This is a genomic window from Pokkaliibacter sp. CJK22405 (assembly GCF_046614695.1).
Lineage (GTDB): Bacteria > Pseudomonadota > Gammaproteobacteria > Pseudomonadales > Balneatricaceae > Pokkaliibacter.
In genome coordinates this window covers 17,818-37,221 of sequence record NZ_JBKKHQ010000015.1, presented here as the reverse complement: position 1 = coordinate 37,221, position 19,404 = coordinate 17,818, and the positions used below count along the sequence as shown (strand labels likewise).

Sequence of the window (19,404 nt, the reverse complement as noted above, 5' to 3'; positions counted from 1 at the left end):
AGCGAACAAGCGGCTTGATATCAGTGAATTAAACAGGTCAGTTACTGACCGGCAATAGTGGTTTTCAGCTTCCAGAGCATCTCTTCAGCGACCTGCGGATTGGCAAGTTCACCTTTCTCGTCATACACAGAGATGAGCACGCCCTTGCGAGTACGGGTCATGTGCAGCTGGTAACGACCAGTATGCTTGTAGGTACCGGTTTTGTTATCCCAGAAGCCAACGTTGTCGCCATCTTTACGGAAGACATAAAGGACACGACCGCCAAGCCAGATCTTGTAACCATCCATCTTGGCCAGCGGATCGGCATCAGCAGAGGCTGAGTCGACATCCGTATTACCTTCAGAGGAGTAGCTGATTTTTTTCTCTTTTTCCTTATTGCCCAGACCCAGAGCATTGGAGATCAAATCAGAATCCAGCGTAATTGGCTCCTTGTCAGAGTGCAGCCACTCAAAGAAGCCCTTGCTCTTCTGTTCAAACTTCAGGGTCGTGGTATAAGTCAGATAAATCTTCGCTGTTTCTTTGTCGCGAGTGCCCACATCAAAGTGGTTATCATCCAAAGCCTTGTTCAATGAATTCCAGGCATTGGTCATGCTGGTCTGCAGCATCAGCACCGGGTTACCACGCTCATTCTGCCCCATCAGGGCCTCATGGTGTTGCTGAGCACGTTGCTGCTGAAGATAGCTGATTGCCGACTGGTCATCCTTGGCACTGCTCAGGAAGGATAACAGCTCATACATCACGCGGTTTTTGTAAGACAACGTGGTGTCATCACCCCAGTCAGCCTTAGCATCACCTTCTTCGTAGGTTTTGATGTTCACAGCAGCATGCTGAACACTGATTTGTGTACGACCATTCTCAACAGTGGTCAGTTTGACGCGCAGCTTGTCCGCTGTACGCTGATCACTGGTCAGGTAGATATACGACAGCATCTCATCGATGAAACCTGGCGCTTCATCGTTACGGACCAGCCAGTCAGTCTCGATGATGCCATCGTTAAAATCTTTCTTGTCCAGTTTGATGCCGTTATAGGAAAAATACTGAACGACACGAGGCCAGACCTTGTCTTTGCTTTCCTCAACGGAGATAAACTTTTCCCCGTCTTTACGATCCATCTGGACCTGATTGTTACCCACCTCTGCGTAGAAGAATACCGGGCGCGGAGCACGGCCATAACGCTCAGATACAGAGCCAGTCTCATCGGTTTTACTGACCGGATAAATGTCTTCAAGCTCACCAGTGGTCGACTGTAGATGTGATGGAATCTGCAGCTTAGGCATTGTTTTGGAAACCTGATACTTCACCAGTTTGTCCTGGAAGAAGCCGGCATCAGGATTCTGATCCTTGGTGTCATTACTGCTGCAACCGGCCAGAAGACTGACGGCCAAAGCAACACTCATGTATTTGATCGTACTGGATGTCACAGGGGACTCCTCAAATCAGACCGGCGTGGACCAGCGCTTCGCGCACCACGCTATGGTACTGGGGAGAAAGCTTGGTAAGAGGCAAACGGATATCGAAACCGATACGCCCCATTTCTGCCAGCGCCCATTTAACGGGAATCGGGTTAGCTTCAACAAATAGCTTGTTATGCAGTAGCATCAACGTCTCATTCAGAGCACGGGCTTCATCGGCCTTGCCCTGCAGTGCCAATGCACACATTTGAGCCATGGCTTTAGGCGCGACGTTGGCTGTCACAGAAATATCGCCATAGCCGCCCATGAGAATGAAATCCAACGCAGTACCATCGTCACCAGAGTAAAGCGCGAAGCCTGCAGGAGCATTTTCGATCAGCCAGCGACCACGCTCCAGATCACCTGTAGCATCCTTGATCCCAACAATATTGGGAACATCATTAGCTAAGCGCAGTGTTGTCTCACCTGACATGTCGCAGACAGTACGTCCGGGAACGTTATAGAGCACCTGAGGAATGTCGACGGCTTCGGCGATGGTACGAAAATGCTGATACAAACCCTCTTGAGTGGGCTTGTTGTAGTAAGGAACAACGGAGAGACAGCTGTCAGCACCGGCCTCTTTGGCTGCTTTGGAAAGCGCAATCGCTTCGGAAGTCGCGTTGGCGCCGGTACCCGCCATAATATGGATACGACCTTTAGCACGCTCCACAATGTAACGGATTACCTTGGCATGCTCAGCTGGGTCAAGGGTTGCAGACTCACCTGTCGTACCCACCGCGATGATCGCACTGGTGCCGGATTCGATATGCCACTCAACCAGCGCATCCAGGGCGGCCCAGTCAATTGCTCCACCAGCTGACATTGGTGTCACCAAGGCGACGAGGCTACCTTTGATCATAATCTCTCCGTTACGAAAATCAGTCGTTATCAGGCATAACCTGAAAATTGCCGCCTCATTCTAAAGCACGACTGCGCAAAGGCAAGTTACGCTTGTATTCCATTTGCTCGCCCCCAAATTTAGCCAACATCAAGGCCATAAGCGACGTCAGTGAGGACACTTCATGAGCACAGTTCAGGTAGGCGAAAAGATTCCGGAATTCAGCGCAGCAACCCATTTGGGTGATATCAACAGTAGCGAGTTCAGCGGTAAACAAGTCGTTATCTATTTTTACCCGAAAGACAATACGCCTGGCTGTACTACAGAAGGTCAGGATTTCCGTGATAGTTTCTCGGCGTTCGAAGCGGCGAATACCATGATTATCGGTGTATCCCGCGATAGCCTGCGTACCCATGAAAACTTTGCCAAGAAGCATGAGTTTCCGTTTGCGCTATTAAGCGATCCTGATGAAAAAATTTGCCGCCTTTTTGATGTTATCAAATTGAAAAAGCTCTATGGCAAGGAACATGAGGGTATTGAACGCAGCACCTTCCTGTTTGATAACAATGGCATCCTGCAAAAAGAATGGCGCAAGGTTAAAGTGAAAGGTCATGTTGAAGAAGTTCTGGAAGCAGCCAAGTCAATACAAAGCTGAGGTTATGATGGGTTAAGACCCATACAGTCAGAGCAAGAGCATTAAAAAGGGGCTTTATCAGCCCCTTCTCTTCCAGCATTACCCGGAATGATTAGTCGTAATAATTTCCTGCTCGCGAGGCCAGGCATGAAGCACTGCCTTACACAGCGTCGCCAGCGGAATGGCAAAGAACACTCCCCACAGCCCCCAGAACCCACCGAACACCAGTACTGCAATAATAATGGCTACCGGATGCAGGTTAACAGCCTCCGAGAACAACAAAGGGACCAGCACGTTGCCATCCAACGCCTGAATGATCCCATAAGCAACCATCAGATAAATAAAGCTATTACTCCACTCCCACTGAAAGTAGGCGATCAGTGCGACCGGAATGGTTACCACGGCAGCACCGATGTAAGGTATCACGACGGAAAGCCCAACCAATAAGGCCAGCAACGCCGCATAGTTGAGATCAAGCAAAGCAAAAGCCACGTAAGAGACTGCACCGACGATCAGAATCTCAATCACCTTGCCGCGCACATAGTTGGAAATTTGCGCATCCATTTCCACTGAGACCTGAGCAAGCAGCTTCCGTTTGCGTGGAAGAAAGTTCTTTGCCCACCAGCCAGTGATCAATTTGCCATCCTTCATGAAGAAGAACATGAGAATCGGCACCAAAATGCTGTAGACCAGAATCGTCATCACGTTGGCAATAGAAGATAACGAAAAGCTCACCAGAAACTGACCCAGTCGACCCACCTCGCCTGTTGCCTGCGAAATCCAGTTGCGTACTTGTTCGGCGGAGACTAGATCCGGATATCGTTCGGGTAATAGCATCAAAGATGTCTGCCCGTCATTGAGCATACGTGGCAGCTCTTTAAGCAGGTTATTTAGCTGTCCCCAGATAATGGGTAACAAGAAAACCACAAAGCCGAAAAAGACTCCGACAGCGATCACGAAGACACTGATCACCGCTAGTGTATGAGGAATGCCACGCCGCTCCACCCAGGCAACAATACCCTGCAGAAGAAAAGCCAGAATAACGCTGGCAAAAAGTGGTGCGAGGATATGCCCCATGAAAAGCACGACCAGCAGCGCCAACAGCAGCTGGAAAAATAACACCAGAGCCTCTTCATTAGAGAAGTGCCGGTCAATCCAGTCTTTTAATACGCTGAACATTTATGCGCTTTCTCCCTTGGTAATCCAGAAGTGATAAATCCCCTCTTCAACGGTGCTTCGCACCAACACATGAGGGCTCAGATTGACGAAGGCAGGAATATCACGCTCGGCGCCAGCATCGGTTGCCAGCACATGAAGAGTTTCACCCGACGACAAGGGTTTTAAAGCAAGTTTGGTTTTTAACAATGGCAACGGACAGGCGAGCCCTGTCGCATCCAGAATCGGGGTTTCCAAAAGCAACACTCACAAGGTTGGTAGCGGCAGGAAGCCACTGTATAGCAAAATTTTGTCACGGCTGCATCATTGCTGCCTTGGAACACCGGGGATAGACTGATTCAGCGGTTAGGGAGGATAGATGTGAAAAAAGCTTTTGTTCTGGCAACAACATTATTACTTGGCTCAAACCACTCTTTCGCTCTGGATCTTTCCCTGCCTGATCTGGGCGACTATTCTTCCTCTGCAGTTTCCATTAGTGATGAAAACCGCATCGGCGACTATATGCTTCGCCAGCTGCAGGGTTCCGGCCAAACCCTCAACGACCCCGCTCTTGACAACTACCTTTCAGAATTAATCTACGATCTCGCGCCTTATGCGCAGCTGCCCGATCCCAATGTACACGTGCTCGTCATGCGAAGCACACAGCTGAACGCTTTTGCTATTCCAGGCGGATTGATTGGCGTAAATGCCGGACTTCTCAAGTACGTGGATAATCAGGACCAGCTGGCTTCAGTTCTGGCGCACGAGTTAAGCCACCTGAGCCTTCGTCACTACGCGCAGCAAGTTACCCAACAAGAGAAAGAGCGCCCTTTCTGGATTGCCTCAATGGTCGCCAGTGCTGTGCTGGGGATTGCCGCAGGAGCACAAGCCGGAGGGGCTGCGATTTCCTCCAGTATGGCAGCGCAGGATGGTCATGCCCTCACATACAGCCGCATGCATGAAGAAGAAGCTGACCGAAGAGGCTTATCAGTGATGGCTGCGGCGGGCTTTGACCCGGAAGCCATGCCTGAAATGCTCAAGAAACTGGAGCATGACTTCAATAGCAACACGACGGTGCCAGAGTTTCTGCTCACCCATCCGCTTACCCAGAACCGTGTTGCCGATGCCGAAGCCAGAGCAGCGCAATACCCACAGAAATCAGACCCTGTCGATCCGCGTTTTCTAATGATGCAGGCTCGAGCTAACGTGCTCGCCAATAAAGCGAGCCAACAGATTCTTAATTATTACCGCTCGCGGGTCGCAAACCTGCCTGATAATGCCGGCGCACACTACGGTTATGCCCTGACGGAGCTGGAGCGAAAAGAAGGCAATAACGCTGCGTCTTCCATAAAATGGCTTGAGACGCATCAAAGTAATGATCTCTCAGTTCAAACCCTGCGCGCACGCTACCTTGAACAAACCGGTAAGCCAGAACAAGGCCTTGATGTTCTGAATACCTATTGGGGAATCTTTCCCGGAAATCTGATCATTGGGACTGAGCTTGCACGTATGCAGGAGGAACATGGTCATCTTGAAGATGCAAGAAAGACCCTGTTGCAGCTTAGCCAGTCTCATCCTGAAGTAGCTGATGTGTGGTACAACCTCTCCGAAGTTGAAGGCAGGCTACAGCATATTATCGCCGTGCATGAATCCAGAATTCAGTACTTTATGCATACCGCCTCTTGGGAGCTCGCCAAGAAGCAGATTCGGTATGCGCGAAATGCCCGCGGCCTGACAAAAGAGGACAATGATGTACTGGATGCCATGGACACCAAGGTTAAAAATTGGGAAGGCTGGGAAAAGTCGATGCGCTAATTCATCGACATCATATATAGCACTAACAAAAAAGCGCTCTCTGGAGCGCTTTTTTAATCTCGTCAATTAGCGACGAAGCGAAGCTGTGAAATCGAGCATTCGGTTCAAGGGGATCAGTGCTTTCTCGCGGAGCGCATCATCCACATGAATCTCCTGATCTTTATTACGCAGCACAGCAGCCAGGCGCTCAAGAGAGTTCATTGCCATCCACGGACACAGTGCACAGCTTCTGCAGGTAGCGCCATTACCACGAGTAGGAGCCTCGATTAACTGCTTTCCGGGAGCAGCCTGCTGCATCTTGTAAAAAATCCCTTTATCTGTCGCCACGATAAAGGTGTCGTTGGGCATAGTCTGAGCAGCCTTGATAAGCTGACTGGTACTTCCCACCACATCGGCCAGATCGACCATAGCCTCCGGCGACTCAGGATGGACTAAAATAGCAGCATCAGGATATACCGCTTTGAGGTCTGTCAGGCCTTTGGCCTTGAACTCTTCGTGAACAATACAAGAGCCGTTCCACATCAGCATATCGGCACCTGTTTCACGCTCAATGTAGCGGCCGAGATGCTTATCGGGGCCCCAGATAATTTTCTGCCCCTGGTCCATCAGATGCTCAACGATTTCCAATGCACAACTGGAAGTCACCACCCAGTCAGCCCGAGCTTTGACCGCTGCAGAAGTATTGGCATACACCACAACTTGTCGGTCGGGATGCTGATCACAAAAGGCGGAGAACTCTTGCTCAGGACAGCCAATATCCAGTGAACAGGTTGCTTCAAGTGTCGGCATCAGGATGGTTTTTTCAGGGCTAAGAATCTTCGATGTCTCTCCCATGAAACGGACACCGGCCACCACTAAAGTAGAGGCTTCGTGATGCTTGCCAAAGCGCGCCATTTCAAGAGAATCAGCAACACAACCGCCGGTCTCCTCTGCCAGAGCCTGAATAACGGGATCGGTATAGTAGTGAGCTACAAGACAGGCATCATTCGCTTTAAGCAGGCTTTTAATTTCTTCTTTATAAGCTTCAGTGTCCTGAACTGACATTTCTGATGTCAGGCTTATACGCGCAAGATGCTCTCGCACCATGACCTTATCGGCTATCTCTTTTTCAGTGAGCATATCGATTCGCTATTCCCTACTAACACAACAACCACTGGATCTGCAAGGCTCTGCGCAGACTCGCTGGGTGGGCGATTATACCTAAACCCCCAAGTCAGGAATACAAAAAAGGCACTGTGCAATACACAGTGCCTTCAGTGCGGCTCTCTTTATCCAATCAGCTTAATTCAGCGTCTTCAGATAATCCTGAGCCAGTTTCGCAGCAGATGAGTCAGCATAACCGCTAATCACCTGCTGCAGATAATTCTTGGCGTTGTCCTTATCACCTCGACGGGCAGACAACACTCCCAGCTTGTAAAGCGCATCAGGAACCTTCCGGTTTTCAGGGAACGCCGTCACCACCTTGGCAAAAGCTTCTCTGGATTGCGCCGTGTCTGGCGGAGACATCGCCAGGTAAATCTCACCCAACCAATACCAAGCATTGCCGGTCAGCTTACCGCTGGGATAGCGCTGAACGAATTGCTGATAGGCTGTGGCGGCCTGGTCGAATGCTCGGCTACGTACGAGCTGAAAGGCACTATCGTACTCTGCTTGCTCACTTGCACTGCTGCTAGCTGTTGTACCACCAGCATTACCAGAGCCAGAAGCAGCATCAGAGGGGCCAGAGGCTCCCTCCGAGGAGGAAGCAGGCAGGTCTGCCGCACCTGTTCCTGCTCCCATGTCACTGCTAGCGCTTGTCGAGCTAAGACGCGATATACGCCCATCAAGATCGAGGTATTGATCCTTCTGATCCTGCTGCAACTGTTTTACCTGATAGTTCAGCTGTTCAATCTGACCACGCAGGCTCTGCAACTCTCGCTGCAGACTCTGGATTTGCTCATACTGACCTCCGCTGAAACCGCCACCCTGACCAGAAGCAGAGTTACTACTGGAGTAACCACTGCTACTGGTTGAGTTATCAACCGAGTTCATTTCCAGGACTGGGACCGTATCGGCCCAAACCTGGGATACTGTCAGTACAGCTCCCAGACTTACAGATAACAATAAGGGCTTATTTCGCATCTAATTCAGATCACTGATACTTCAGCTCAACACGACGGTTTTCAGACCACGCATCCTTGTTGCTGGATGGGTTGGCTGGTTTTTCTTCGCCGTAGCTAACGGTTTCAATGCTGCTGGAGTTAACGCCCTGGTCCATCAGGAATGCAGCAACGGCTTTCGCACGACGCTCGCCCAGTGCCAGGTTGTACTCACGGGTACCCCATTCGTCAGTGTTACCTTCCAGACGTACATGAACAGAAGGATTAGAACGGATGTACTGCGCATGAGTAGCCAGCGCATCACGGTACTCAGGTTTGATCTCTGAGCTATCGAAGTCAAAGTAAAATACTGATGGGATGTTGGCAATAGCAGATGCATCCATCGCGCCATTGGCGTTACCAGAATCAGTACCATAGGTAGAACCGGAGGACATATCAGTGCCCTGACCAGCATCAGTAGTCTTCCCTGAAGTGCTACAACCAGCCAGGTACGCCAGTGACAGGCCCAGGGCAACGGCTTTGCTAACAGCAGACAGTTTCATTTTGGATCTCTCCAGTATCACAAAAAATTAAATGGCAGTTATGTTTGGCCCAGAAGGCCGGTTTGCCTGTCTTATCAGTTCAGATAAGGAGACCAGGCAGGTTCACGCACGTCACCTGTAGCATCAGGCAATACGTACTTGAAACGTCCATCCATGGAAACCACGGACAGTACACCTTTACCACCCTCTTTGGTGGCATAAATCACCATCGTGCCGTTAGGCGCGATACTTGGCGACTCATCAAGATTGGATTCCGTCAGCGGAGTCACACGGCCTGTTTGCAGATCATGTACAGCAACATGGAAGCTGGCCCCACGAGACTCACGATGAACAGTAACCAGGAAACGACCGTCCTGACTAAGCTCACCTTTTGCATTGTAATTACCGACAAAGGTGAGACGCTGCACATCACCACTGGCGAGGTTCATTTTATAAATCTGCGGCTGACCACCACGGTCAGAGGTAAAGATCAATCCACGCCCATCAGGAGTATAGCTGGGTTCTGTATCAATGGAGAATTGATGGGTCAGGCGCTTCAAATCAAGATTGCCAAGATTCAGCTGGTAAATTTCAGCATTGCCATCTTTGGAAAGCACCAAAGCCAGTTTGTTGCCATCTACAGACCATGCAGGAGCGCCGTTTAAGCCAGGGAAAGACTTAAGGCGCTGACGCTGTCCGGTTGACAGATTCTGAATATAGATTGCCGGACGCGTGGTTTCGAAAGAAACATAAGCCAGTTTCTTGCCATCATGTGACCAGGATGGAGAAAGAATGGGCTCATTCGACTCAAGAATAGTACGAGGGCGAGCGCCGTCAGCATCCGCTACGATCAACCGATATTTACCTTTGCCGCCAGCAAAGTGCTGTGCCGATACATAAGCAATACGGGTTGAGAAGGCACCACGGATACCTGTGAGCTTTTGATAGATCTGGTCGCTGATATAGTGTGCAATATCCCGCAAATTATTCTGACCACCATTAACCTGGCCGGAAAGAATACGCTGCTCATGAGCAACATCGTACAGTTCGAACTCAGCGTGATACTGGCTGCCTTGTTGGGTCAGACGGCCGATAACAAGATACTGCTGCTTCAGGATGGTCCAGTCCCGATAGAAGATCTGGTCTTGCTGATAAGGCCAGTTCAGCATGCGCCCACGCTCAAGTGGGGCAAACTGACCAGAACGTTTCAAATCATCAGAAACGATCTGGGAAATATCTTCACTAAGAGGTGACCCCTGCCATTGCATGGGAACAATTGCGATAGGTGTCGGGTTATCCGCACCTTTGGTAATCTCAATGGTCAGCTCGGCATGCGCAAGACTTACGCTCAGCATGCAGAGCAATCCCAGGCAGAGTTTTTTAAACATACACATACTCTCTATTAGAACCGCAGATCAGAAGGTTTGAACCTTAGAATGAAGTTACGGAAATTGGCATCAAAAACTTTCGGATCAAGTTTCTGAAGCTCATCAAACTGCACCACACGTTTGACGGCATTGACCGCACTACTATCAAAGGCATCATTACCACTTGAAGCCACCACCTGAACATCGACTACTTTGCCTGAACTGGTGAGGTTAATGCGTAACTGCACCACCATGTCATTTCGGGCAGAAGGCGGTCTGACCCAGGCTTCACTCACCAGTTTGTTGATATAACCTTTCGCATCATTAACGGACGTACTGTCATTCGAAGCAGCCGCATTCAAATCATTTTGAAGGGCTTTCTTCAAGGCTTCCTGACGCTGTTTCTCTTCAGCTTTCTTACGTGCTTCGTCCGCTTTTTTCTTTTCTTCCTGCGCTTTTTGCTTAGCGTCAGCAGCCGCTTTCTTGCGCGCATCCTCTATGGCTTTTTGACGCTTCGCTTCGTCTGCCTTAGCCTTCTCAGCAGCTTTCTTATCTGCTTCCGCTTTAGCTTTAGCATCGGCTTCTGCTTTCTGCTTAGCCTCTGCTTCAGCTTCGGCCTTCGCCTTCGCTTCTGCTACTTTCTTAGCTTCTTCAGCCGCTTTACGTTCAGATTCGGCTTTTGCTTTGGCCTGAGCATCAGCTTCGGCTTTTTGCGCTTCAGCACGCGCCTCTGCAGCTTTTTTAGCTTCATCAGCCGCTTTTTTCTGGGCTTCTTGCTGAGCTGCCTTTTGTTCTTCCAGCTCTTGCTTCGCTTGTTCTTCGGCCTGGCGTTTCTCTTCCTGAACACGTTGAGCTTCTTCAGCTTTACGCTTTTCTTCTTCAACCTGCTTGGCTTGCTCCGCCAGACGCTGCTTGTCGGGTTGAGTTTTTGCCTTGCCTTTGCTGAGCGCCTTTAGATCAATCATCTCGGCTTCAACATAATGCGGCATGGGTTGCGGCGGGCGAGATTCGTAAGCGAATGTCCAATTCACTACAAAAGCGCCGATAATCAGCACATGCAGCAGGATCGCCAGTACGGTAGGAGTAAAATACGAACGGCTGGAAAAAACGCTCACGACATCAAGGCTCAGTTACCAGTCCTACAGTTCCCGCACCTGCTTCCTGCAGGGCCACCATGAGTCCAACAACCAGGTTGTATTGAACCCGCTTGTCGCCTCGTACAAAGACTTTAGTCTTTGGGGCCTCAGCCAGAATTTTGGCAACCTGTTGCTGAATCAACGACAGCTCCACAGGCTCTGTGTCTTTGCCGCCATGGCTTAAAAAGTACAAGCCATCGGCATTAACCGTAACAATTACAGGTTCCTGATTCTGCTCTGACTGAATCGGATCCGCTGGCGCCTTGGGCAACTCAACAGAAACCCCTTGAGTCAGCATAGGAGCGGTAACCATAAAAATAACCAGCAACACCATCATGACGTCGATATAAGGCACGACGTTCATTTCGGCATTTAATCTACGTCCGCGACGAGCCATAACGCTTAGCCATCCATCGTGTGAAGTTTGCGATACAGGATGGCACTAAACTCATCCGCAAAGGTTTCATAATGGTTTAACAAGCGATCAACTTGCGCCGCAAAACGGTTGTAGGCGACGACAGCAGGGATAGCAGCAAAAAGACCAATCGCAGTAGCGATCAACGCCTCTGCAATACCGGGAGCAACTGTCGCCAGTGTAGCCTGCTGAACATTAGACAGACCGATGAATGCATTCATGATCCCCCAGACGGTACCAAACAAACCAATATAGGGGCTGACAGAACCTACGGTTGCCAGAAAAGGAAGATGCACCTCGAGCTTATCCTGCTCTTTGGACACAGCCACTTTTAGAGAGCGTTGCACGCCCTGCATAACAGTTTCAGGATCAACATTGGGCTGCTGACGCATACGTGAGAATTCTTTGATACCGGAGGCGAAGATATTCTCTACACCATTATCATCATCCTGATTGGCGGAGATTTCTCGATAAAGACGGCTGAGATCCATACCTGACCAGAAACGGTCTTCGAATTCTTCCAGCGCTTTTCTGGATGAGTTCATCACAGCTCGGCGTTGGAAAATGATGATCCAGGACAGCACAGAGGCCATAAAAAGGATCAGCATAACGATTTGCACCAGCACGCTCGCATTAGAGACGAGCCCCCAAACGGACATATGCTGTTCGGCCACTCAAAACACTCCAGGCAGAATAAAAAGGAAATGTAAGCCTAATGGATTTATTACTTAATGCCTACTGGCAGAGTTTTTGCGTGCGAGAATATTCTTTTCAAAATATTTCGGCTGATAGGATGCGTGACTCGTAGGAATTGCGCACAGGATAGGGAGTTCATCGAAAAAAGAGAAGAGGCGCTCATGCCGATATTTTTTTCATGTGATGATCACTTTTTTTTGTCATCACACTGACATTGATCGCAATAAACAGTTAAAGGATTTTCCCCTAGTCGCGCAGGTTCTATATCCTGGTGACAGATAATACAAATACCGTATTCCCCTTCCTCAATTGCAGCCAGCGCCTGTTCTATTTGCCCAAGTCGTACAAATTGGCAATGACAAAAATCTTTACTGGGGACCGGTAAAAAGGATGCTTCTGACTTCAGCTGCTGCAAATTTTGATATTGCGCCAGCAGAGATCGTTGCACTGCCAGCACATGGGATGTCGTCAAACCTGTCATCATGCACCTCAACTCCGGGGATCAGAGCCAAGCAGTGTATTCATGCCCTTAAAGATGAGCCTTGATGCAGGTCATGACAGATCAGATTTATCTCGATTGGACAGATTAGCGCCGCTCCAGCGCAAAGTGCTCGTAGGCTTTATCTGTCGCCATACGTCCGCGCGCCGTCCGGGTCAAAAATCCTTGCTGGATAAGAAAAGGCTCAAGCACATCCTCAATGGTATCGCGCTCCTCGCTAATCGCAGCGGCCAAACTGTCAATACCGACGGGACCACCATTGAAGTGCTCAATCAATGTTACCAGCAGGCGTCGGTCCATGTGATCAAAGCCTTCTTTATCCACATTCAGCATATCCAGCGCCTGACCGGCAATGCTTTCAGTGATAGTGCCATCACCCTTAACTTCCGAGAAATCACGAACCCGGCGCAACAGGCGATTAGCTATACGTGGTGTTCCCCGAGAGCGACGAGCAATCTCAAAGGCACCTTTGGACTCAATTCCCACACCCAGGAGTTGTGATGAACGCTCAACAATGTGAGTCAGATCTTTGACGTTATAAAACTCCAGACGCTGCACAATCCCGAAGCGGTCACGTAAAGGTGACGTTAAAAGACCTGCTCTTGTTGTTGCGCCGATAAGCGTAAAAGGAGGGAGATCAAGCTTTATAGAGCGAGCGGCGGGCCCCTCTCCAATCATGATATCCAGCTGGTAATCTTCCATCGCAGGATAAAGTACTTCCTCCACGGCAGGATTCAGCCGGTGAATCTCATCGATAAAGAGCACATCCATTGGCTCAAGATTGGTTAGCATGGCGGCAAGATCGCCCGCTTTCTCCAGTACAGGGCCAGATGTTGAGCGAATGCTTACCCCCATTTCATTGGCAATAATATTAGCCAGCGTCGTTTTGCCCAGACCCGGTGGTCCAAAGACCAGCGTATGATCCAGCGCTTCACCACGGTTCTTCGCAGCCTGAATAAAAATTTCCATCTGCTCGCGAACCGCGTGCTGACCAATGTATTCATCCAGACGTTTTGGACGAATCGCGCGATCCTGAGACTCTTCTCCACCCTTAAGTGTGGGACTAATAAAACGATCCGCTTCGATCATGCCAATGACCTGTGTTTATTCATGAATAGAGAAGTCGCTAAATGTATGAATGTAAAAGGATGGCTAACGAGCCGCCATCGACTTCAATGCCACTTTAAGCAGTGACTCTACAGTCAACGCTTGCCCTTCCAGCGTCTTTTCTGCCTGAATGAGCACCTTGCTGGCATCTGCAGGCTTATACCCCAAGGCAATCAGCGCCTGCTCTGCTTCCAAACGCACATCCTGTGCGGGAGATGAAGCCGACGCACTCAACACGCCACCATCCAGACTGAAGTCAGCGGCATCAACATTTAAATTCCAGGTTTCCAAACGGTCACGCAATTCGACCAGCAAGCGCTCTGCCGTTTTCTTTCCAACACCAGGCACTTTGACAAGGCGATTGATATCACCGTCATGCACGCTGCGAACCAGTTCTTTTACTTCCAGAGAGGACAGAATTGAAAGAGCCAGCTTCGGGCCTACACCGTTCGCCTTGATCAGGATTCGGAACACATCGCGTTCCTGCTTTTCTGAGAAGCCAAACAATAAGTGAGCATCCTCTCGAATCACCTGATGGGTATATAGAACCACCTTTTTACCACGTTCAGGCAAACGGAAATGAGTCTGCATGCTGGCTTCAATCTCATAACCAACACCGGCGACATCCAACAATAGCGCGGGCGGAGACTTTTCCAGCAACATCCCTTCAAGACGACCAATCATTTCACTACTTATCCTATATCTCTGAGTCTGAGTTCAGCGCGAGGTATCCGGGCTTCTGAGCCAGGCAGGAAGACGTAACTGCCAATAAATGGCAGCAATCCTGAGCACCAGAATCAATCCCATGGATGCCCAGGTAAATAAAAGTTTTGGGCCTTCAAGACTGACTAAAAAGGTGTAGAAGGCAGCCCCCAGAATACAAGGCGTGGCATAAAGCTCACGGTGAAAAATCAGCGGAACCTCTCCTGCCATCACATCCCTGATAATACCGCCGAGGCAGGCCGTCATTACGGCCATTACTATACTGATCAGTGCCGGGGCATTCATCGCGTTCGCCATTTCCGCACCAATGATGGTAAAAACCGCCAGACCAATGGCGTCGGCAAGCGCCAGTGCGGTATCAGGAATACGGCACCAGCGCGCAAGATAAAAGGTCAATGTTCCGGCACTGAGAGCGAGCGCCAGATATGAAGGGTCTCGAATCCAGCCGACGGGCAGCCCCAACAATAAGTCCCGGAGGGTTCCACCACCAACTGCCGTCACGACGGAGAAGACAAGCACCCCGAAAATATCCAGACGCTTGTCCATACCACGCAGCGCCCCAGCACTGGCAAATACCAGAGTACCGAAGATATCCAGCCAGTGAATCAACGTCAGGCTATTCACTGCGCTTTTGCTCCCAACTGCCGTTGAATACGTTCTTCCAGCGTCACGTTGGTTGATGTAACGACTGAGCGTTTGTGGGCGTGACAAATAGCAATAGCCAACGCATCGGCAGCATCAGCCTGTGGCAAACCCGGTAGTTTCAATAACGCCATCACCATGTGTTGCACCTGCTGCTTGGCCGCTGAACCTTTGCCCACAACAGCCAGTTTGACTTCACGTGCAGCATACTCCGCCACAGACAAGCCATGCTGCGCCAGGCTAACAATAGCCACTCCCCGCGCCTGCCCCAGTTTCAAGGCCGAGTCCGCATTTTTAGCAACGAAAACGCGTTCAATCGCAGACTCATCCGGTTTGTGCCAGGTGACAAGCTCTTCGATGGCATTCTGAATTTGCAGTAAACGTGCGGGCAACTCATCACCTGAAATACGAATACAGCCACTGGCAACATAGGTCAGCCGGTTGCGTTCGACGGAAATCACACCGTATCCGGTAATCCGGGAACCAGGATCGATTCCCATAATGACTGTCATGCTTTACTACCTAACACTTACTTTGCTTTATGGCCGCAAGATTACTGTATATCCATACAACAATCAAAGCACCCGGCCGAATAGAAAAAGACCCACATCAGTGGGTCATCATTTACGGCTCAACCTTAAACTCTAGCTGTAGCAGCTCTCAGGGATTATCGCATTGTGATAAACGTTCTGAGCATCATCCAGATCTTCCAGCACATCAATCAAGCGAACAATTTTTGCACCTGACTCCTCATCAAGCTCAACCTCTGTCGAAGCGACACGATCCAGCTCAGCATGACTTGACCGGTAGCCTTGTGAGGCCAGAGCATCCATCACAGCATGAAAATCTTCTGGCGCAGTTACGACTTCAATAACGCCATCATCATGGGCAACCACATCCTGAGCCCCAGCGTCGATAGCCGCTTCAAACAGCACCTCTTCCTCAGCCCCCTCAAACGTCATTACCCCCCTAGACTCAAAAAGATAGGCCACAGAACCATTGGTACCAAGATTACCGCCCGCTTTCGTAAACGCAGCTCGTACATTGGCAACGGTACGATTCACATTATCCGTCATGCACTCAATGAGAATAGCAACGCCATTCGGACCATAGCCCTCGTACACCAGCTCATCCAACTGCTCATCATTACCGCCTCCAGCACCACGGGCAATGGCCTTGTCGACAGTGTCACGCTTCATATTAGCGCCCAGTGCCTTGTCGATAGCGGTTCGCAAACGCGGATTTTCCGATGGATCGGCACTGCCGTTACGAGCGGCAACAGTCAGCTCACGGATTAGCTTGGTAAAGACCTTACCTTTCTTGGCATCCTGAGCGGCTTTTCGGTGTTTGATATTCGCCCATTTACTATGGCCTGCCATGCCTTCTCTCCTCTTTCACCACTGACATCAGCTTTAAGCCAGTCAGTGTTTCCTCAGGGACTAACTTTCTCAGAAACTAACAAAAAGAGGGCCATAAAGGCCCTCTTGTCTTACTCGGCCTGCAATCAGGCTTCGGATGCCTTAGTACGCACCCGAATATTCAGCTCACGCAGCTGCTTGGCACTGACTTCTCCAGGCGCATCGGTCAGCAGACAGGCAGCGCTCTGGGTTTTCGGGAAGGCAATCACTTCACGGATCGACTTCGCACCAGTCATCAGCATCACCAGACGGTCAAGGCCGAATGCCAGACCACCGTGGGGAGGAGCACCGTAACGCAGCGCATCCAGCAGGAAGCCAAATTTCTCTTCCTGCTCTTCCGGAGAGATATTCAGCAGATCAAAAATCGTCGCCTGCATATCCTGGCGGTGAATACGAATAGAACCACCGCCCAACTCGACACCGTTAAGCACCATGTCATACGCGCGAGATAGTGCCTGCGCCGGATTGGCGCGCAACTCTTCAACGGAGCAGCTTGGTGAAGTGAAGGGATGGTGAACAGCGTGCAGGCTGCCATCGTCTTCTTCCTCAAACATGGGGAAGTCAACAACCCACATTGGCGCCCATTCAGCGGTGTAAAGATTCATATCCTCACCCAGCTTGATACGCAGCGCGCCCAAGGCTTCGTTAACGATTTTCGCCTTGTCGGCACCGAAGAAAATCAGGTCACCATTCTGCGCACCAACACGCTCAACAATTTTGAACGCATTATCTTCACCCAGATGCTTAACGATAGGTGACTGCAAACCGGTTTCACGATTGCTGATATCGTTGACCTTGATGTAGGCCAGACCTTTGGCACCGTAAATGCCGACAAACTTGGTGTAATCATCAATCTGCTTACGGGACAGTTCATTACCGTTAGGCACTTTCAGCGCTGCAACACGACCTTTCGGGTCATTAGCCGGGCCAGAGAAGACTTTGAACTCAACACCAGCCACCAGATCAGCCACATCAACCAGCTCCAGCGGGATACGCAGGTCAGGCTTGTCAGAACCAAAACGGCTCATCGCCTCGCTGAAGGGCATACGTGGGAATTCACCAAACTCGATCCCCTTGAGATCCTTGAACAGGTTACGAATCATGCCCTCAGTAATGGCCATGATGTCTTCTTCGCTCAGGAAGGAGGTCTCGATATCAATCTGAGTGAACTCTGGCTGACGATCAGCTCGCAGGTCCTCGTCACGGAAGCAACGAGCAATCTGATAGTAGCGATCAAAGCCAGATACCATTAGCAGCTGCTTGAACAGCTGAGGAGACTGAGGCAGAGCAAAGAAGTTGCCTTCGTGAGTACGACTAGGCACCAGGTAGTCACGTGCGCCTTCAGGCGTTGCACGAGTCAGGATAGGTGTTTCGATATCCAGAAAGCCATGCTCTTCCAAATAGTTGCGAATCAAATGAGAGATACGCGATCGCAGACGCAGTTTATTCGCCATTTCGGGACGACGAAGATCGATATAACGATGCTTCAGACGAATGTCTTCGCCGATCTGCTGATAGTCATCCAGCATGAAAGGAGGCGTATCGGCCTTGTTCAGGATCTCCAGTTCGTAACCCAGAACTTCAATCTGACCAGTGCCCATATCGGCGTTTTCAGTGCCCGCCGGACGCGCGCGAACACGGCCGGTGACCTTAACAACATACTCGCTACGAACACTGTCAGCACGAGCGAAGCTTTCTGCGCGATCAGGATCGAATACGACCTGAGCAATGCCTTCACGATCGCGAAGATCGAGGAAGATGACTCCCCCGTGGTCGCGACGGCGATGAACCCATCCGCACAGGGTGATTTCTTGATCTATGTGTGTAGCACGAAGATCGCCGCAATAATGGCTGCGCATAGTTGCTTCCTATTAATTCCTCTTAACTCAGGTTGAACCCGCACCGCTGGATGAGGCAGCGCCCGAGTTGCCCTTGTCGGCAAGATTCTTTTTCTTACCAGTTTTGAAATCGGTTTCATACCAGCCGGTACCCGCGAGGCGGAAACCAGCTGCTGAAATCATCTTGACCAACTGAGGTGTCTGGCACGCTGGACAATCCGTGAGGGGATCATCGCTCATCTTCTGCAGAGCTTCCAGTTCATGGCCACAGCCACCACATTGATACTCATAAATTGGCATAAGGCATGTATCTCACAATACCGAGCCGGCGATAACCACCTGGCTCACCACAGGCCTGTCGACCCAATAAAGCTGCTAAGGGGCGACATTATACCTGTTTTGGCTTCTCTGCCTACTTGCCGGACAAGCCAAGTGCCACTTGCACCAACGCAATTCGTGCTTCTGCTTCTTCTTGCTCATACGCTTCAGCAGGGCCACCCCAAACAGGTTTAGGCCATTGCACATCAGCCGCATTTCTTGAGACATAGTGCAGGTGCAATTGAGGCACCATATTGCCGATAGCGGCAAAGTTCAGTTTCTCGGTCGGAAACATCCGCATCACTTCATTACTGACGAGATTATGCTCCTTCAGCCATAACTGCTGATCCGCAGCATCAAGCTCATGTATTTCACGAAGATCAGCCCGGCGAGGCACAAGAATCAGCCAGGGATAGTGGCGATTATTCATCAGCAACACCCGACTCAAAGGCAAATCCCCCACCACGAAAGTGTCTTTCGCCAGTTGTGGATGCAAGCTAAAACCCGCTTCCGACATCATTCAACTCCCTGCAACAACGTTAGTTAGGCTTTCCTATAGGTATTTAAGAGAAGCAAGCACTCGCTCAGACACCCGCTATTTAAGGCATCGTGCTTAAGTCTGATGCAGAATGGCCGACATCCTGAGTTAATGTCGATTCAAGCATGGTACTTGCATCCAAACCTGCTAAGCTGTCTGGCACCCTAGCAGAGTTGCCATATCAGGAAAACCAC

22 protein-coding genes are annotated in these 19,404 nt (G+C 50.2%); 2 read left to right on the top strand and 20 right to left on the bottom strand.

The features are described 5' to 3' along the window. Positions 1-41 precede the first annotated feature (41 nt). Together bamC and dapA are read right to left on the bottom strand one after the other, a co-directional pair. A complete protein-coding gene (gene bamC, locus ACKC9G_RS11485; RefSeq protein ID WP_411405431.1) occupies positions 42-1,421 on the bottom strand; it encodes an outer membrane protein assembly factor BamC in 1,380 nt (459 codons plus the stop codon). A gap of 10 nt (positions 1,422-1,431) precedes the next feature. Beyond that, entirely contained in the window at positions 1,432-2,310 is an 879-nt protein-coding gene (gene dapA / locus ACKC9G_RS11480; RefSeq protein ID WP_411405429.1) for a 4-hydroxy-tetrahydrodipicolinate synthase, read from the bottom strand. A 163-nt stretch (positions 2,311-2,473) separates the two neighbouring features. Between dapA and ACKC9G_RS11475 the strand changes: the two genes are divergently transcribed. Beyond that, positions 2,474-2,944, top strand: coding sequence for a peroxiredoxin (locus tag ACKC9G_RS11475; protein ID WP_411405427.1), 471 nt, complete (start codon positions 2,474-2,476; stop codon positions 2,942-2,944). A gap of 78 nt (positions 2,945-3,022) precedes the next feature. Here ACKC9G_RS11475 and ACKC9G_RS11470 read toward each other — a convergent pair whose 3' ends face one another. After that, positions 3,023-4,102: an AI-2E family transporter gene (locus ACKC9G_RS11470; RefSeq protein ID WP_411405425.1), complete on the bottom strand. Its 1,080-nt coding sequence runs from the start codon at positions 4,100-4,102 to the stop codon at positions 3,023-3,025. After that, positions 4,103-4,342, bottom strand: a complete 240-nt coding sequence (locus tag ACKC9G_RS11465) for a sulfurtransferase TusA family protein (RefSeq protein WP_411405611.1) — start codon at positions 4,340-4,342, stop codon at positions 4,103-4,105. Positions 4,343-4,459: 117 nt separating this feature from the next. Here ACKC9G_RS11465 and ACKC9G_RS11460 point away from each other — a divergent pair, with 117 nt between their 5' ends. Then, positions 4,460-5,893 (top strand): M48 family metalloprotease, encoded by a 1,434-nt coding sequence (locus ACKC9G_RS11460; protein ID WP_411405423.1) that lies wholly within the window; start codon positions 4,460-4,462, stop codon positions 5,891-5,893. A gap of 66 nt (positions 5,894-5,959) precedes the next feature. Here ACKC9G_RS11460 and nadA read toward each other — a convergent pair whose 3' ends face one another. The 16 genes from nadA to ACKC9G_RS11380 form a co-directional block, all read right to left on the bottom strand. Next, positions 5,960-7,012, bottom strand: coding sequence for a quinolinate synthase NadA (nadA, locus tag ACKC9G_RS11455; RefSeq protein ID WP_411405421.1), 1,053 nt, complete (start codon positions 7,010-7,012; stop codon positions 5,960-5,962). Between the two features lie 162 nt (positions 7,013-7,174). After that, entirely contained in the window at positions 7,175-7,924 is a 750-nt protein-coding gene (ybgF, locus tag ACKC9G_RS11450; protein WP_411405419.1) for a tol-pal system protein YbgF, read from the bottom strand. Positions 7,925-8,024: 100 nt separating this feature from the next. Beyond that, a complete protein-coding gene (gene pal, locus ACKC9G_RS11445; protein WP_411405417.1) occupies positions 8,025-8,534 on the bottom strand; it encodes a peptidoglycan-associated lipoprotein Pal in 510 nt (169 codons plus the stop codon). Positions 8,535-8,608: 74 nt separating this feature from the next. Beyond that, positions 8,609-9,868 carry a Tol-Pal system beta propeller repeat protein TolB gene (tolB, locus tag ACKC9G_RS11440; RefSeq protein ID WP_411405415.1) on the bottom strand — a complete coding sequence of 420 codons (1,260 nt, stop codon included), beginning with the start codon at positions 9,866-9,868 and terminating at the stop codon, positions 8,609-8,611. 47 nt (positions 9,869-9,915) lie between these two features. Continuing rightward, the gene (tolA, locus tag ACKC9G_RS11435; RefSeq protein WP_411405413.1) at positions 9,916-10,995 is read right to left on the bottom strand and encodes a cell envelope integrity protein TolA; all 1,080 of its coding nucleotides are present in this window, start codon (positions 10,993-10,995) and stop codon (positions 9,916-9,918) included. A 4-nt stretch (positions 10,996-10,999) separates the two neighbouring features. Then, positions 11,000-11,413, bottom strand: a complete 414-nt coding sequence (gene tolR, locus ACKC9G_RS11430) for a protein TolR (RefSeq protein ID WP_411405411.1) — start codon at positions 11,411-11,413, stop codon at positions 11,000-11,002. 5 nt (positions 11,414-11,418) lie between these two features. Next, positions 11,419-12,090, bottom strand: coding sequence for a protein TolQ (gene tolQ / locus ACKC9G_RS11425; protein ID WP_411405609.1), 672 nt, complete (start codon positions 12,088-12,090; stop codon positions 11,419-11,421). A 224-nt stretch (positions 12,091-12,314) separates the two neighbouring features. Next, entirely contained in the window at positions 12,315-12,611 is a 297-nt protein-coding gene (locus ACKC9G_RS11420; RefSeq protein ID WP_411405409.1) for a TraR/DksA family transcriptional regulator, read from the bottom strand. A 102-nt stretch (positions 12,612-12,713) separates the two neighbouring features. Beyond that, complete coding sequence (gene ruvB / locus ACKC9G_RS11415; RefSeq protein ID WP_411405407.1) at positions 12,714-13,715, bottom strand: Holliday junction branch migration DNA helicase RuvB; 1,002 nt, start codon at positions 13,713-13,715, stop codon at positions 12,714-12,716. Positions 13,716-13,778: 63 nt separating this feature from the next. Beyond that, positions 13,779-14,417: a Holliday junction branch migration protein RuvA gene (gene ruvA / locus ACKC9G_RS11410; RefSeq protein WP_411405405.1), complete on the bottom strand. Its 639-nt coding sequence runs from the start codon at positions 14,415-14,417 to the stop codon at positions 13,779-13,781. Positions 14,418-14,450: 33 nt separating this feature from the next. After that, positions 14,451-15,080, bottom strand: coding sequence for a trimeric intracellular cation channel family protein (locus tag ACKC9G_RS11405; protein WP_411405403.1), 630 nt, complete (start codon positions 15,078-15,080; stop codon positions 14,451-14,453). Beyond that, positions 15,077-15,610 (bottom strand): crossover junction endodeoxyribonuclease RuvC, encoded by a 534-nt coding sequence (gene ruvC / locus ACKC9G_RS11400; protein ID WP_411405401.1) that lies wholly within the window; start codon positions 15,608-15,610, stop codon positions 15,077-15,079. Before ruvC ends, ACKC9G_RS11405 begins: the two co-directional genes overlap by 4 nt. Positions 15,611-15,742: 132 nt before the next feature. Next, positions 15,743-16,477, bottom strand: coding sequence for a YebC/PmpR family DNA-binding transcriptional regulator (locus ACKC9G_RS11395; protein WP_411405399.1), 735 nt, complete (start codon positions 16,475-16,477; stop codon positions 15,743-15,745). A gap of 125 nt (positions 16,478-16,602) precedes the next feature. Further along, on the bottom strand, positions 16,603-18,375 hold the full coding sequence (gene aspS, locus ACKC9G_RS11390) for an aspartate--tRNA ligase (protein WP_411405397.1): 1,773 nt from the start codon (positions 18,373-18,375) through the stop codon (positions 16,603-16,605). A gap of 27 nt (positions 18,376-18,402) precedes the next feature. Beyond that, a complete protein-coding gene (locus ACKC9G_RS11385; RefSeq protein ID WP_411405395.1) occupies positions 18,403-18,654 on the bottom strand; it encodes an FmdB family zinc ribbon protein in 252 nt (83 codons plus the stop codon). A 112-nt stretch (positions 18,655-18,766) separates the two neighbouring features. Further along, positions 18,767-19,192, bottom strand: coding sequence for an HIT domain-containing protein (locus ACKC9G_RS11380; RefSeq protein ID WP_411405393.1), 426 nt, complete (start codon positions 19,190-19,192; stop codon positions 18,767-18,769). Between the last annotated feature and the right edge of the window lie 212 nt (positions 19,193-19,404).

Coding starts and splice junctions, on each gene's coding strand:
- dapA (WP_411405429.1), bottom strand. CDS start 2,310: ATGATCAAAGGTAGCCTCGTCGCCTTGGTGACACCAATGTCAGCTGGT.
- ACKC9G_RS11475 (WP_411405427.1), top strand. CDS start 2,474: ATGAGCACAGTTCAGGTAGGCGAAAAGATTCCGGAATTCAGCGCAGCA.
- ACKC9G_RS11470 (WP_411405425.1), bottom strand. CDS start 4,102: ATGTTCAGCGTATTAAAAGACTGGATTGACCGGCACTTCTCTAATGAA.
- nadA (WP_411405421.1), bottom strand. CDS start 7,012: ATGCTCACTGAAAAAGAGATAGCCGATAAGGTCATGGTGCGAGAGCAT.
- ybgF (WP_411405419.1), bottom strand. CDS start 7,924: ATGAACTCGGTTGATAACTCAACCAGTAGCAGTGGTTACTCCAGTAGT.
- pal (WP_411405417.1), bottom strand. CDS start 8,534: ATGAAACTGTCTGCTGTTAGCAAAGCCGTTGCCCTGGGCCTGTCACTG.
- tolB (WP_411405415.1), bottom strand. CDS start 9,868: ATGCTGAGCGTAAGTCTTGCGCATGCCGAGCTGACCATTGAGATTACC.
- tolR (WP_411405411.1), bottom strand. CDS start 11,413: ATGGCTCGTCGCGGACGTAGATTAAATGCCGAAATGAACGTCGTGCCT.
- tolQ (WP_411405609.1), bottom strand. CDS start 12,090: ATGTCCGTTTGGGGGCTCGTCTCTAATGCGAGCGTGCTGGTGCAAATC.
- ACKC9G_RS11420 (WP_411405409.1), bottom strand. CDS start 12,611: ATGATGACAGGTTTGACGACATCCCATGTGCTGGCAGTGCAACGATCT.
- ruvB (WP_411405407.1), bottom strand. CDS start 13,715: ATGATCGAAGCGGATCGTTTTATTAGTCCCACACTTAAGGGTGGAGAA.
- ruvA (WP_411405405.1), bottom strand. CDS start 14,417: ATGATTGGTCGTCTTGAAGGGATGTTGCTGGAAAAGTCTCCGCCCGCG.
- ruvC (WP_411405401.1), bottom strand. CDS start 15,610: ATGACAGTCATTATGGGAATCGATCCTGGTTCCCGGATTACCGGATAC.
- ACKC9G_RS11395 (WP_411405399.1), bottom strand. CDS start 16,477: ATGGCAGGCCATAGTAAATGGGCGAATATCAAACACCGAAAAGCCGCT.
- aspS (WP_411405397.1), bottom strand. CDS start 18,375: ATGCGCAGCCATTATTGCGGCGATCTTCGTGCTACACACATAGATCAA.
- ACKC9G_RS11385 (WP_411405395.1), bottom strand. CDS start 18,654: ATGCCAATTTATGAGTATCAATGTGGTGGCTGTGGCCATGAACTGGAA.
- ACKC9G_RS11380 (WP_411405393.1), bottom strand. CDS start 19,192: ATGATGTCGGAAGCGGGTTTTAGCTTGCATCCACAACTGGCGAAAGAC.